Origin of the sequence: Micromonospora sp. NPDC005413, assembly GCF_040606435.1 — a bacterium.
Lineage (GTDB): Bacteria > Actinomycetota > Actinomycetes > Mycobacteriales > Micromonosporaceae > Micromonospora.
The window spans coordinates 92019-105488 of record NZ_JBEXEV010000005.1 but is presented as its reverse complement, the minus strand read 5'-3'; the positions used below and the strand labels follow the sequence as shown (position 1 = coordinate 105488).

The window sequence follows — 13470 nt, the reverse complement described above, 5'->3', positions numbered from 1 at the left end:
GGGGCGCCCCTATCGTCGCCCCGGGACGGCAGCACCTGTCGCCCTCAGCGGGCGAGGACGTGGGCAAGAATCGCCACACCGCCGACCGCCACCAGCGTTCCGGCAACAGCCAGCAGAGCGGCGCCGTCGGAGCGCCCGAGCCCGGTGGGCAGCCGGACGGTGCGATACCGGCGTCGAGCCAGGGCGGCCACCGCGACGACGAGCGGTGCGCAGGCCAGCACGAGCCCCGCGGCGAACGGATGACGGGGCACCAACTCCCGGCCGACGGCAACCAGCACTGCGGCCGTTGCCAGAGTCGTACGAAGCCACGCGAGCAGAGTGCGTTCGGCCTGCGCTCCCCGGTCGGCGAGCCGCGGGGGCTCCATCAGATGAGCACCACGACGGCGATCATCACGCCGGCCGCGACCACCCCCACCGCCGACACGACCGCGACGGGGGTGGACGGCAGCGGTAACTGAAGCCGCAGCGCCCGTTCGTTGCGGCTCCACCGGGGGAACGCCTCGGCGGCCACCCCGACGGCGAGCACCGCCAGGACGACCGCCGCCCACTCCGAGCCGTCCGTACCGAAGGCCTTGACCGCCGCGGCGGCCACCATGAGACCCAGCGCGGTCCGCAGCCACGCGAGGAACGTGCGTTCGTTGGCGAGGGTGAATCGCGGGTCGGGCTCCGTGCCCACCCCGTAGACGCGGCGCGGCCAGCGGCGGTCGGCTGGTCCCGTCGGCTCGCTTCGGCTGGCCGACTCGTCCGTCACCCGATGACCGGCGCCGGGGGCTGCCACGGGGCGTCACCACACTCCCGCTGGACGCGGGCGAGTTCCTCGGTGAGCGCTGCCCGGATCTGCGCGTACGCCGGGTCGTCGTGGACGCTGCGCATCTCCCAGGGGTCGGCCCGCAGGTCGAACAGCTCCCACTCCGGCTCCTGTGCCGTGGCGGAGGTGCCGGGCAGGCCGAGCCCGTCGGCGTAGTAGTAGACAAGCTTGTGGTCGTGGGTGCGTACGCCGTAGTGCGCCCACACGTGGTGTTCGTCGTCGTCGTGCTCCCAGTAGCGGTAGTACACCGACTGCCGCCAGTCGACGACGTCCTCGCCGCGCAGGAGCGGTCGCAGTGAGCGTCCCTGCATACGGGGGTCGGCCGGCACGTCGGCGTAATCGAGGAACGTCTGGGCGAAGTCGACGTTCATGGCGAGAGCTCCGGTGGTGGAGCCGGCCGGGATCTCCGACGGGTAGCGGATCAGAAACGGCATCCGCAGCGATTCCTCGTACATGAACCGTTTGTCGTACCAGCCGTGGTCACCGAGGAAGAAGCCCTGGTCGGACGTGTAGACGACGATGGTGTCGTCGGTCAGGCCATGCTCGTCGAGGTAGTCGAGCAGGCGGCCGACGTTGTCGTCGACGCTGGCGACGCACCGCAGGTAGTCCTTGATGTACCGCTGGTAGGTCCAGAGCGCGGCCTCGTCGGGATCGAGGTGTGGAGGCAGCATCTCCTTGATGTCGTCGGCGGTCAGGTCACGGTCCACCCGCATCCGGGCGGCCCGGGCGGCAGCGGCGTGCCCCGAGTGGTCGTCGTCGAACGATCCCGGCACGGCCACGTCGTCGACGTACATGTCGCGGTGCTTGTCGTCGGGTTCCCAGTTGCGGTGCGGTGCCTTGTGGTGGACCAGCAGGCAGAAGGGCCGCTGCGGGTCACGCTGGTCGAGCCAGTCGACGGCCAGGTCGGTGATGATGTTCGTGCAGTAGCCCGGACGGACCTGTTCGCTTCCGTCCATGCCGATGAAGACGGGATCGCGGTAGCGGCCCTGGCCGGGCACCACCTCCCAGTAGTCGAAACCACGGGGGTCGTGCTCGCGACCGTGCCCGAGGTGCCACTTGCCGACGAGGGCGGTCTGGTAGCCGGCGCGACGCAGCAGCTCCGGGAAGACGAGTTGCCGGTTGTCGAACTCGGTCGACAACGTCTGCACGCCGTTGACGTGGTTGTAGGTGCCGGTGAGGATGGTGGCCCGGCTGGGCGCGCACAACGAGTTGGTGCAGAAGCAGTTCTCCAGCAGGGCACCGCCGGCCGCGATGCGGTCGATGTGCGGCGTCTCGTTGATCTTGCTTCCGTAGGCGCCCACCGCGTGCGCGGCGTGGTCGTCGGCCATGATGAAGACGATGTTGGGCCGCACGGGTTGATCCTTTCTCACGCGACTGGGCTCAGGACGCGTACGCGGCGGCGTCGTAGTAGGTGCTGGGGTCGACCACGTTCGGCAGCTTGCCCAGGTCCTTGAAGAGGCCGTTGAGGCTGGTGAGCCAGCCCGCGACGGTGCCGTCCTGCGACTTGGCGGCGAGTTCCGCCGACGGCAGGAACCGGGCATTGGTGGCCTCGGCGCGCAGTTGGTCGACCGGGGCCGACTTGAGGAACTTCGCGGTGACCTCGACCGCCCGGTCCACGTCGGCCGCCCGCTCGTCGTTGGCGGCACGCAGCACCGCGAGCACCTTCTTGACCAGTTCCGGCTTGCCGGTCACCACGTCGTTGCGCCCGACATAGGCGGACGGGAAGCTGATCTCCGGGTAGAAGTCGTCGTTCTTGGCCAGCTCCGCCAGCTTCGGCACCCGCTTCTGGATGGTGCCGATGAGCGGGTACCAGATGCCGGCCGCGTCGATCTGACCCGACCCGAACGCGGTGACCACCGTGCTTGGGTCCATCGCGACCTTCTGCACGTCGTCGATGGAGAGCCCGGCGCGCTTCAGGGCCAGCCGCACGATCATGTCGCCGGAGGTGCCCTCCGGCACGCCGATCTTCTTGCCCTTGAGCGCGGCGACGGAGGTGATGCCCGGCTGGGCGATGAGCCGGTCGGCGAAACCGAGCGAGTTGATGGCGATGACCCGGGCCTTGCCGGAGGCCGGCAGCCACAGAGCGCCCGGGCCCAGGTAGCCGAAGTCGAGGTCGCCCGCGCCGAGGGCCTGCACCTGCAGCGGCCCGTTGGTGAAGACCTTCAGGTCCGGCTTGAGGCCGTGCTGGGCCCACAGCTTCTTGTCGTCGGCGATCGCCATGAGGCTCGCGCCGGTGAAGTCGGCAATGTAGCCCAGCTTCACCGGCTGGCTGCCGGAGCCGCCGGATCCGGACTGGTCGTCGTCGCCGCAGGCGGCGAGGGCTGCGGTGGCGCCGAGGCCGGCGATGCCGGCCAGCACGGCGCGACGGGAGAGAGGGCTCATAGCGATGCACCTTCCTGAGGGGTCTGGTGGTAGACAGCGCGCCAGACCCGATTACGGATCCGGGAGAACTCCGGCGAGAGACGGACGGCTTCGGTACGCGGGTACGGCAGGTCCACGTCGATGACCTCGTGCACCCGGCCTGGCCTGGCCGCCATGACGACGACCCGGTTGGCGAGATAGACGGCCTCGTCGACGTCGTGGGTGATGAACAGGACGGTCCGTCGCTCGGAGCCCCAGGTGGCCAGCAGTTGATCCTGCATCTGCACCCGGGTGAGGGCGTCGAGGGCGCCGAAGGGTTCGTCCATGAGCAGGACGCCGGGGTCGACGGCGTACGCGCGGGCGATGGCGCACCGCTGCCGCATGCCACCGGACAGCATGCGGGGCAGCGCGTCCGCGAAGTCGGTGAGGCCCACGAGGTCGATGAAGTGCTGCGCCCGTCGTCGCCGCTCGGCCCGCCCGACCTTGGCGATCCGCAGACCGAACTCGACGTTCTGGCGCACAGTCAGCCAGGGGAAAAGGGCGTACTGCTGAAAGATGACGCCGCGCTCCGGGCCGGGCCCCCGCACCGGCCGCGAGTCGACGAGCACCTCACCGCCGGTGGGTTCGATCAGGCCGGCCGCGATGTTCATCAGGGTCGACTTGCCGCAGCCGGACGGGCCGACGACGGTGACGAACTCACGGTCGGCGATGTCCAGGTCGACGTTCTGCAGCGCGTGGAACGGCTTGCCGCCCACCTCGAAGGTGCGGGTGGTGGAGCGGAAGGAGATCTTCTCGGTCATCGGCCTTCCTGCCATCCGGTGAGGCGCTTTCCTACGGTGAGCAGGAGCCGGTCCATGATCAGGCCGAGCACGCCGATGGTGATGAGGCCGACGAAAATGCTCGGCAGGTCGTAGTAGATCTGCGCCTGCTGCATCCGGTAGCCGAGACCTTCCTGCGCGGCGATCAGCTCGGCGGCCACCAGGGTCGCCCACGCCGCGCCGAGGCCGACGCGCATGCCGACCAGGATGAACGGGGTGGAAGCGGGGACGATGACCCGGCGGAACACCACGGCGTCGTTGGCGCCGAGCACCCGGGCAGCGTTGATCATGGTGGTGTCGACGCTCACCACGCCCTGGAACGTCGACACGACGCAGGACAGGAACGCGGCGAGGAAGATGACGAAGATCTTCGGGGTCTCCCCGATGCCCATGAGCAGGATGGCCAGGGGGATGACGGCCAGCGGCGGGATCGTGCGGAAGAACTGCACGTAGGGCTCGATCAGGCCGCGGGCCGTCCGGTACCAGCCCATGAGAAAGCCGACCGGCACCGCGAGGGCACTGCCGAGCGCGAACCCGATGAGCACCCGGCGCAGGCTGGCGAGGCTGTCGTCGAGCAGGGTGCCGTCCATCGCGAGTTCACCGGCGCGGATGGCGACCGCCTTCGGCCCGGGAAGGCCCGACACCCCGACCCGGGCGAGCACGGTCCAGATGCCGAGGCCGAGCACGACGGCGATCACGTTCCACACCAGCAGCGGCACGGCGCGGCGTGGCGGCGACGCCGCGCGGGTGGTTTCCGGCCCGCGTGTCCGGGGCGGTTGGACGTCTATCGGCACGGTGGTCCTCCGTAGACCAGGTCGGACATGGGGGGTGCCCCTCTCCCGGCAGGCGGCTCGAGGTAAGCGAATCCTTGGCGACACGACGAATCCTGTCAACCCTCCGGACTAAAATGGCCGAGCTGAGCGCGCCGCTCCGCTTTGTAAGACGTCGGATGTCTGGCGTCGACAGCCTATGGGCGACTGCGCGACGGCGACAACGCCCACCCCTTGCCGACGCCTGCGCACCGAGCGGCCGATTAATGTGCAACCCATTGACTGAATTGAAGAGCTTGGACAGACTTCGGCGTACCGAGCCACCCCAGCCGCCCGGCGATCCGGGCGACGGACGAAGGAGTCCCATGTCGATTCCGCGCTCCCACCCCACCACCCGACCGAGACGCCGCCTGATCGCGGCGCACGTCGCCGTGGTGATGGCCGCGACGCTCGTCGCAACGGTCCCGTCCGGCACGCCGGCCGTGGCCGCCGCAGCGCCGGTGAACCTGGCCCGGACCGGCACCGCCACCGCGTCGAGCATCGAACTCGACCGGGCCGACTTCGTCGCCGCGCACGTCAACGACGGTGACCGCAACACCCGGTGGTCGTCGCAGTACCAGGACGACAACTGGGTGCAGGTACGGCTGGCATCCCCCTCGACGGTCGACCACGTCGTACTGAGCTGGCCCAACGCCTGCGCCCGTGACTTCACCCTGCAGACCTCGGCCAACGGCACCACCTGGACCGACGTCACCCGCGTCCAGCGCGACACCTGCCCTCGCACGGACGTCATCGCGGTGAACTCGTCGCAGCCGGTGTCCCACGTGCGGATGCAGGGGCACCGGCGGTGGGCCGGCTACGGCTACTCGATCTCCGAGTTCGAGATCTGGAACGACACGGCGCCGGCACCCGCGCCCACACTGGGCCTGCTGCCCAAACCGGTGTCGATCACGGAGAACGGCGGCACGCCGTACACCCTGAACCGGAGCACGCCCATCGTCGCCGTCGGGCCGCAGGCGACCGCGCCCGCGACCTACCTCGCCGGCCTGCTACGCCCCGCCACCGGATACGCCCTGCCGGTGGTCACCCAGAGCACCGCACCCGCGCCCATCGTCGTCGAGGTCGGCCCCGGCAAGGGCCCCGTCGGGCAGACCGCCGAGGGATACCGGCTCGTCGTCACCACCGCAAAGGTCCAGATCAGTGCCGACACGGCCAACGGCGCGCTCAACGGTGTGCAGACACTGCGGCAGCTCCTCCCCCAGTGGGTGGAGTCCGACACCGTCGTCGGCGCCGCCTGGACCGTGCCGACGGTCACCATCACCGACTATCCACGGTTCGCCCACCGGGGCATGATGCTCGACGTCGCCCGCAGCTTCTACCCGATGAGCGAGATCAAGGCGTACATCGACGGCGCGGCCCAATACAAGATCAATCGTCTGCACCTGCACCTGACCGACGACCAGGGCTGGCGGATCGCCATCGACAACCCGGCGAGCAACCCGGCGGGCATCGACTACGGCCTGCTCACCGCGGTCAGCGGCCGTACCGCCATGACCTACAACGACAACGGTCAGCTGATGGGCACCGAGTTGGGTGTCACCGGCTTCTACACCAAGGCCGACTACGCCGAGATCGTGCGCTACGCCGGCCTGAACGGCATGACCGTCGTACCGGAGATCGACATGCCGGGGCACACCAACGCGGCGCTGCACGCCATCCCCCAGTTGAACACGACCGGCGCCCAGCCCAAGCCGGCCGCCGGGCAGCAGACCGCCCCGGCCAACGGCACCGGCAACGTCGGGTACTCGACGTTCGACTCCGCCAGCCCAGCGACGTACGAGTTCGTCACCCAGGTGCTGACCCAGATCGCCGCCATGACCCCGGGGCCCTACCTGCACATCGGCGCTGACGAGGCCCACGTCACCAGCCATGCCAACTACACCACGATGGTGAACGCCTTCAGCGCGACGGTCGCCTCGCTCGGCAAGACGGTGGTCGGCTGGAACGAGTACGCCGGCACGGCGCTGCCGCCGAACAAGGCCGTCGTGCAGTACTGGAACGGCGACCGCACGGCGGTGGCCAACGCGGTGACCGGTCGCGGCGCCCAGGTCGTCCTCTCCCCCGCCCCCCACACGTACGTACCGCAGAAGCAGGACTCCCGCCAGCCGCTCGGCGGCACCTGGGCCTGCGGCGGGCCGTGTGGGCTGGACCGGCACTACAACTGGGACCCGGGCACCTTCATCCCGAACATCGCCGAGACCAGCGTGCTCGGGGTCGAGTCGGCACTCTGGGGTGAGTTCATCCGCCGCGTCGGCCAGGCGCAGTACTACAGCTTCCCGCGTCTCATCGCCACCGCAGAGGTGGGCTGGACGCCGCAGGCGCAGCGCAGCTACGCCGACTTCACCACCCGTCTCTCCGTCGCCGGAGGCCGGTTGACGGTCCAGGGCGTCAACTTCTTCCCGACGGCCGACGTGGCGTGGCGCAAGCAGGCGATCGGCCGATCGGCCGCCGTGGCCGTCGGCGCACCGGCTGGCGCGACCTGGACGGTCACCGCCCCCGGATTCCGCTCCACCGACCTGGCAGCCACGGTCACCTGGAGCGACGGACGGGTGGAGTCGTTGACGCCGACCGCCACGCGCGAGCCGAGCATCCCGGCGATGCAGATCAACAGCGCGTTCACCGTGGTGTCCCGACGCACGTTCGGCACGGCGGGAACGTACACCGGGATGCTGTCGGTGCGCTCGGCCGGACTGGCCCCCGTCCAGGCGGCGCTGACCGTCACCGTCCGGGCCGCCTGACCGACCGCCGCCGCCGTCACCTCGCCCGGTGACGGCGGCGGCCACCGCGCCGTACGCTGCCGCAACGACATGCGAAAGCAGGTATCGGTCATGATGGTGCCGTGATCGAACGCCCGGATGCCATGCAACGCGTGCGGCTCGCGCACACCGAGGCCCTGCTGGCCCAGCTCCGCAGCGCGGGTCCGCTCAGCCGGGCCGATCTCATCCGGCTGACCGGGCTGTCGCGCACCACGCTGTTCGACATCATCGGCGACCTCATCGCCCGCGGTGTGGTCGTCGAGCGCGAGCCGGCGCTGTCCGGCCACCGGGGCCGGGGACGGCCGTCCACGACCGTCAGCCTCAACCCGTCCGCCGGCCGGATCGTCGGCATCGACCTCGGCCGGGCGACGATCACCGTCATCGTCGCCACCCTGGGCCACGACATCCTGGCCCGTGGCAGCCGCCCCGTCGCGCTGGCGGCGGGGCCGGCCCGGCGCGCCAACGCGGCAATCAAGCTGATCGACGACCTCGTGCAGGAGCACGACATCGACCTGCGCGCGTTGGAGGCGATCGGCCTCGGCCTGCCCGGCCTGGTCGCCGGCCGGGGTCGTCCGGACGGCGGCAGCAGCCCTTCGATGGCCGCGAAGCAGGTCAGCACGCGAATCCAGGACCGGTACGGCGTCGCCGTCGTCACCGACAACAACTCCCGGCTGGCCGCGCTGGCCGAAGGCACCTGGGGAGCGACCCGCGACGTGCGGGACGCCATCTACGTCCGGTGGAGTGACGGCGTGGGCGGTGGTCTCATCGTCGACGGCCGGCTCGCCCGCGGCGCTAACGGCGCCGCCGGCGAGATCGGCCACGTCAGCGTCGAGCCCGATGGCGACCCCTGTCCGTGCGGTGGCCGCGGCTGCCTGGAGCTGCTGATCCGCCCGTCGGCGCTCATCGAGCAGTGCGCCCGCCGTGGGGTGACCGTCGCGGACCCGGCCGATCTGGTCGCGCGGGCGCGTGCCGGCGAGCCGACCGTCGTGGACGTGGTGCGGCACGCCGCGACACTGCTCGGCCGAGTGCTGTCGGGAATGGTGGTGCAGTTGGACCCGGGCAAGGTGGCCATCGGCGGCACCCTCGCCCACGCCGGCGACGCGGTGCTCGAACCGGTCCGGGCGGCGATCGGCCAGCTGGCGATCCCCCGACACACGCGTCGCCTGGACGTCGTGACCGCCCAGTTCGGCGACGAGGGCGGCGCCCTGGGTGCCGTCGCGGCGGCCCTGCGACTCAACATGTCCGACCCTCTGCCGGCCCTTCCCACGGCATAGGGCCAGCACCTCGGCCGGACAGTGCCGGATAGGGCCAGCGCCCCGGCCGGACAGTGCGGCGGCTGGCTACGGTGCCTCGGGCAGGAGCGTGAGCAGCCGCTCGACGACCCCCGTTACCGCGTCCCGTCCCGCTGCGAGATACCGGCGCGGGTCGCGGGATTCCGGCACGGCGGCACGGACCGCGTCGGTGAACGCCACGTTGAGGGCCGTACCGACGTTGATCTTCACCATGCCACGATCGACCGCCGCGCGGATCTGCTCCAGCGGCACCCCGGAGGAACCATGCAGGACCAGGGGCACGGGTACGGCGTCACGGATGGCGGCCACCAGGTCGAGATCCAGCGAGGCGGTGCGGTCGGCCATCGCGTGGGAGCTGCCCACCGCGACGGCCAGCGCGTCGACGCCGGTCTCGGCGACGTACCGGGCGGCCTCGGACGGGTCGGTGCGGACACCGGCGGTGTGGGCGCTCGCCGGGGCGTCCGGTTTACCGCCGACGTAGCCGAGTTCCGCCTCCACCCAGAGCCGGTGGTCGTGCGCCCAGTCGGTCGCCTTGCGGGTGGTGGCCACGTTGGCGGCGTACGCCAGCGCGGACGCGTCGACCATCACGGAGCTGAAGCCGGCATCGGGGGCCTGCTCCAGCAGGCTGATGTCGTCGACGTGGTCCAGGTGCAGCGACAGGTTCGCGCTGGACTTCCACGCGATTTCGGCCGTCGCCGCGGCGATGGCCGACACGCCGGAGTGGTAGCGCACCGCGTTCTGGCTGATCTGCAGGATCGCGGGCCGGCCGGCACGCTGCGCCGCGGCGGCGATCGCCTGGGCGTACTCGATCGTGATCACGTTGAACGCCAGCACGCCGGTACCGGCGGCCCGTGCCGCCGCCACCAGCTCGGCGGTGGGGACGAGGGTCATCAGGCGACCGGCGCGGTCAGCACGACGGACCGGGTGAGCAGCCGGGGCTGGTCCGGATGCAGGCCGCGACGGACCGCGAGCTCGACCGCGAGCCGCTGCGCGGTGGTGAGGTGCGCCATGGCGTCAACGTCCTCGTGCACCACGATCGCGCCGGTGGCGGCCAGATCGTCGAGGAGGCCGGGCACCACCGGCCCGAAGATCCAGACCACGGACCGGTGGTCCACCACGCTGATCGGACCGTGCCGGAACTCCATCGCCGGGTACGACTCGGCCCACACCTGCGCCGCCTCCCGCAGCTTGAGGGCCGCCTCGTGCGCCAGTCCCACGGTCCAGCCGGTGCCGAGGAAGGTGAACTGGTCCCGGCCGACCACGGCCGGGTCGAGTGGCGTGCTCAGCTGGGCCCGCGCCTGACTGATCGCCTCGGTCAGGTCCTGCCCGAGACCGGCACGCCAGACGGCGAGCGCGGTCGTGGCGAAGCGCGTCTGCACCACCGACTGCTCATCGGCGAAGTCAAGGACGACGCAGTCACTCACGAGCTGGGTCACCGGCCGGTCGGCGTCGGTCGTGAGCACGGTCGAACGGCTGCCGGGCGGCAACTGCTCAAGGAGCCGGATCACCTCGGTGGTGGTGCCGGAGCGGGTGATGGCGATGACGCGGTCGTACCGCCGCCCGGCGGGGAACTCCGAGGCGGCGAAGGCGTCCGTCTCCCCCTGACCCGCCGACTCCCGCAGCGCCGCGAAACTCTGCGCCATGAAGTACGACGTGCCGCAGCCGACGACGGCGACCCGTTCACCGGGCTGGGGCAGGGCCCGCGCCACGCCCGGCTGGGCGACCAGGTCCACGGCGCGACGCCAGGTCTCGGGTTGGGACGCTATCTCGGAGGCGACGTGCGACACGGTTCCTGCTCTCTGTCGGTGCGGTGCTCTTCCAGTTTTTCCACAGTGGTTCCGGCCAGCAGCCGGGAAGCCACGTCGTCGTCGTACTCGCCCGCCCACGGGCAGGCGACTGCGGCAGCCGAGACGGCGGCACCCCGGGCGAGGACGTCCCGCCACGGCGCGCGAGTGACGAGCCCGTACGCGAGCACGGCCGCGAGGGCGTCGCCTGCGCCGGTCGGGTTGCCGGACACCCGTTCGGGCGCGCGGGCGCTGTAGGCGGCCCCGCCGGTAACCGCCACGAACCCGTCCGCGCCACGGGAGACGACGCCGGCGCTGGCACCGAGTCGGACGAGTTGGTGCGCCACCGCCACGGCGTCGTCGCGGGTGCGTACCGGGCGGCCGAGCAGGTCCGCCGCCTCGTGGGCGTTCGGTTTCGCCAGCGCCGGCGCCGCGGCCAGCGCGTGCCGAAGCGCGGCGCCCTCGGCGTCCACGATGGTCTCGGCCCCGCCGGCCCGTGCGATGGTGACGAGTTCGGCGTACGCGGTCTCGGGTACGCCCGGCGGCCGGCTGCCGGACAGCACCACCACCCGCGCTGCCCGGACACGCTCCGCGAACGTGTCTCGGAACGCCGTCCACTGCGCCGCGGTGACGTGCGGGCCGGGTTCGTTGAGGACCGTCGCCGTGTCCTGCGCGAGGACGGTCACCGTCCGGCGGGTCTCGCCGCCGATGCGGGTGAAGTGCGCCGGCATGCCGGCCGCCGCCAGTTCGGCCTCGATGTGGTCGCCAGCGGCACCGCCGAGCAGACCCAGGACCATGCTCTCGGCACCCAGTTGACGCAGCACCCGGGCGACGTTCAGACCCTTGCCCCCGGCATGGGAGACCACGCTCGTGACCCGGTGCGACGTGTCCGGCACCAGTTCGGGCACCGCGTAGGTGATGTCCAAGGCCGGATTGAGCGCCACCGAGATGATCAGGTCACCCCGCGCCCGGACCTCTGGCGACAGATGTCGTTCCATATCCGCCTCTTCCGGAAGATGCCGGCCACACGAGCATGCATGATCTTTCTTGACATCCCAATGCCTTAATCAATCAGGATGTTGCAGACCCTAGGATCTGACCTCACTGCCGTCAAGGTCCATCCACCCCGCCCGAAGCTCTGGTTTCGACCGGAAAGCACGGCAGGCATGGGAATCGGCGAGGCATGGCCGGGTGTCGGAGCCCGCCAGCGAGTCGACGCCCGATGCGCCCGCGCCAGGCCCATATTGCAGGAAGTTGCAGAGAGGTACGTCGACAGTGCTGGATCCCCAACTGCCGCGCGGGGATCGGCGGTGAGGACGGTCTTCCCTTGACGAGCGTCGATAAGGCTCGTAGGTTCGTCCGACATCCGACGTAGGACATCCCCCACTGTCCGAAGGACAACCATGACTACACGAATCTCCCGGCGCACGGTCGCTGTGGCGGGTGCCGCCGGTGCCCTCGCCGCCGTCGCGCCGCCCGGCCGGGCCGACGCCGCGATCGCTTCAACGTCCCTTCCGGTCCTCGGCGTCACCGACGACTGGAACGCCGTCCTCGCCCGCACACCTCAGGTGCAGCTCGCACCCGGCGCCACGTACACCCTGTCGGCTCCCGTCGCCCTCCCCGATCGCTGCCTCATCGTTGGCAACGGCGCGACGGTCACCGTCTCCAACGACCAGACCGGCGCTCTGTCCATAGTGGGGCGCAGCAACGTCACCATCAGCGGTGTTCACTTTCTCGGGCGCCAGGCCAGCCCGGTCGACGCGGCGCCGCAATTCGCGCACGTGGGCATCCGCATCAGCCGCAGTACCGGCGTTCGGATCCTGGACTGCGACTTCACGAACTGGCGCGGCGCGGGCCTGGCGGTAACCGGGTCGACAGCCGACGACTACTTCGGCTACCGGCTCAAGGTGAGCGGCAATGCCTTCCACCGCTGCTACTTCGGTGTCTCGTTGGCGGACCGCAGCGAATACTCGCAGTTGACCGCGAACAGCTTCACCTCGTGCCGACTCGCGATCTGGAACTCGTCCGGGAACTGGACGATCAACGGCAACGTCGTCGTCGGGTGTTACGGCGCCTACTACTCGTTCGCCCAGACCAGTCCGTACGGGGCTCTCACCAGTGACAACTGGGGGCACGGCAGCCTGACGGGCAACACCATCAACCACTCCAACGGCGGTGTCCCCGTGCGATGGAGCACCGCGCTGTCCTTCCCCATCGGCGGAGCCAGTCGCAACCCCGGCACCGGCGTGGTCATCGACGGCGTCCTGCCACCGACCTTCACCGGAAACACCCTCTGGTACAGCGACATCCGCGCCACGAACCTGCTGGGCACCCGCTGGATGCTGTCCGGTTGCACCCTGTCCAACCTCACCGTCAGTTGCACCGGCACCACTCCGGTGCACCTGGCGGGCACGCAGGCCAACAGCGGGAACGTGCCCCTGCTACAGGGCAACGTCAGGGATCTCCTACCGCTCTGATCGATCGGAGGTACGCGACCGTGTTCTCATCCCGCAAGCGGCTTCTCGTTCTCGTACTCGCCTCCCTGCTGGCCGGCGTGGGGCTCCAGGTTCCGTCGGCGGCGCACGCGGCCAACCCGGTGCCACAGGTCGCGCCGAGCGTCCGGGAGTGGACCGGGGGGACCGGGACCTGGACGCTGACCCCGGGTTCCCGGATCATGGTTGACCCCGCCCATGCCGCCCAGTTGTCGTCGGCCGCGACGTCGCTACGCGTCGATCTCGGCGCGATCAGCGGTGTCGACGTACCGGTCATCTCGTCGGCGTCGCCGGGGACCGGCGACATCCTGCTCACCCGACGATGCGGT

The 13470-nt window shown here is 70.6% G+C and carries 12 protein-coding genes; 3 read left to right on the top strand and 9 right to left on the bottom strand.

From position 1 onward, the window contains the following. Positions 1 to 44 precede the first annotated feature (44 nt). The 6 genes from ABZS37_RS09530 to ABZS37_RS09505 are packed head-to-tail and all read right to left on the bottom strand — an operon-like array spanning position 45 to position 4781. Positions 45 to 365 carry a DUF202 domain-containing protein gene (locus ABZS37_RS09530; protein WP_355167249.1) on the bottom strand — a complete coding sequence of 107 codons (321 nt, stop codon included), beginning with the start codon at positions 363 to 365 and terminating at the stop codon, positions 45 to 47. Then, the gene (locus ABZS37_RS09525) at positions 365 to 751 is read right to left on the bottom strand and encodes a DUF202 domain-containing protein (RefSeq protein WP_355167247.1); all 387 of its coding nucleotides are present in this window, start codon (positions 749 to 751) and stop codon (positions 365 to 367) included. Before ABZS37_RS09525 ends, ABZS37_RS09530 begins: the two co-directional genes overlap by 1 nt. Beyond that, on the bottom strand, positions 748 to 2160 hold the full coding sequence (locus ABZS37_RS09520) for a sulfatase (RefSeq protein ID WP_355167245.1): 1413 nt from the start codon (positions 2158 to 2160) through the stop codon (positions 748 to 750). Before ABZS37_RS09520 ends, ABZS37_RS09525 begins: the two co-directional genes overlap by 4 nt. A gap of 28 nt (positions 2161 to 2188) precedes the next feature. After that, the gene (locus tag ABZS37_RS09515) at positions 2189 to 3190 is read right to left on the bottom strand and encodes an aliphatic sulfonate ABC transporter substrate-binding protein (protein WP_355167243.1); all 1002 of its coding nucleotides are present in this window, start codon (positions 3188 to 3190) and stop codon (positions 2189 to 2191) included. Continuing rightward, entirely contained in the window at positions 3187 to 3969 is a 783-nt protein-coding gene (locus ABZS37_RS09510) for an ABC transporter ATP-binding protein (protein ID WP_355167241.1), read from the bottom strand. Before ABZS37_RS09510 ends, ABZS37_RS09515 begins: the two co-directional genes overlap by 4 nt. After that, the gene (locus ABZS37_RS09505) at positions 3966 to 4781 is read right to left on the bottom strand and encodes an ABC transporter permease (protein WP_354993474.1); all 816 of its coding nucleotides are present in this window, start codon (positions 4779 to 4781) and stop codon (positions 3966 to 3968) included. Before ABZS37_RS09505 ends, ABZS37_RS09510 begins: the two co-directional genes overlap by 4 nt. 341 nt (positions 4782 to 5122) lie before the next feature. Between ABZS37_RS09505 and ABZS37_RS09500 the strand changes: the two genes are divergently transcribed. Both ABZS37_RS09500 and ABZS37_RS09495 read left to right on the top strand, forming a co-directional pair. Then, the gene (locus ABZS37_RS09500; RefSeq protein WP_355167239.1) at positions 5123 to 7555 is read left to right on the top strand and encodes a family 20 glycosylhydrolase; all 2433 of its coding nucleotides are present in this window, start codon (positions 5123 to 5125) and stop codon (positions 7553 to 7555) included. A gap of 101 nt (positions 7556 to 7656) precedes the next feature. Further along, positions 7657 to 8847: an ROK family transcriptional regulator gene (locus tag ABZS37_RS09495; protein WP_355167237.1), complete on the top strand. Its 1191-nt coding sequence runs from the start codon at positions 7657 to 7659 to the stop codon at positions 8845 to 8847. A gap of 66 nt (positions 8848 to 8913) precedes the next feature. On the opposite strand, the gene ABZS37_RS09490 is transcribed toward ABZS37_RS09495, so the two are convergent. From ABZS37_RS09490 to ABZS37_RS09480, 3 genes are read right to left on the bottom strand one after another with little or no spacing between them, the layout of a single operon-like run. After that, on the bottom strand, positions 8914 to 9756 hold the full coding sequence (locus ABZS37_RS09490) for a class II fructose-bisphosphate aldolase (protein WP_355167235.1): 843 nt from the start codon (positions 9754 to 9756) through the stop codon (positions 8914 to 8916). After that, positions 9756 to 10652, bottom strand: a complete 897-nt coding sequence (locus ABZS37_RS09485; protein ID WP_355167233.1) for an SIS domain-containing protein — start codon at positions 10650 to 10652, stop codon at positions 9756 to 9758. The genes ABZS37_RS09490 and ABZS37_RS09485 overlap by 1 nt, the downstream gene beginning before the upstream one ends. Further along, positions 10628 to 11647, bottom strand: a complete 1020-nt coding sequence (locus ABZS37_RS09480) for a 1-phosphofructokinase family hexose kinase (RefSeq protein WP_355167231.1) — start codon at positions 11645 to 11647, stop codon at positions 10628 to 10630. The genes ABZS37_RS09485 and ABZS37_RS09480 overlap by 25 nt, the downstream gene beginning before the upstream one ends. Before the next feature lie 405 nt (positions 11648 to 12052). Between ABZS37_RS09480 and ABZS37_RS09475 the strand changes: the two genes are divergently transcribed. Next, positions 12053 to 13126 (top strand): right-handed parallel beta-helix repeat-containing protein, encoded by a 1074-nt coding sequence (locus ABZS37_RS09475; RefSeq protein WP_355167229.1) that lies wholly within the window; start codon positions 12053 to 12055, stop codon positions 13124 to 13126. The last annotated feature ends 344 nt before the right edge of the window (positions 13127 to 13470 follow it).

Coding starts and splice junctions, on each gene's coding strand:
- ABZS37_RS09530 (WP_355167249.1), bottom strand. CDS start 365: ATGGAGCCCCCGCGGCTCGCCGACCGGGGAGCGCAGGCCGAACGCACT.
- ABZS37_RS09515 (WP_355167243.1), bottom strand. CDS start 3,190: ATGAGCCCTCTCTCCCGTCGCGCCGTGCTGGCCGGCATCGCCGGCCTC.
- ABZS37_RS09510 (WP_355167241.1), bottom strand. CDS start 3,969: ATGACCGAGAAGATCTCCTTCCGCTCCACCACCCGCACCTTCGAGGTG.
- ABZS37_RS09500 (WP_355167239.1), top strand. CDS start 5,123: ATGTCGATTCCGCGCTCCCACCCCACCACCCGACCGAGACGCCGCCTG.
- ABZS37_RS09490 (WP_355167235.1), bottom strand. CDS start 9,756: ATGACCCTCGTCCCCACCGCCGAGCTGGTGGCGGCGGCACGGGCCGCC.
- ABZS37_RS09480 (WP_355167231.1), bottom strand. CDS start 11,647: ATGGAACGACATCTGTCGCCAGAGGTCCGGGCGCGGGGTGACCTGATC.
- ABZS37_RS09475 (WP_355167229.1), top strand. CDS start 12,053: ATGACTACACGAATCTCCCGGCGCACGGTCGCTGTGGCGGGTGCCGCC.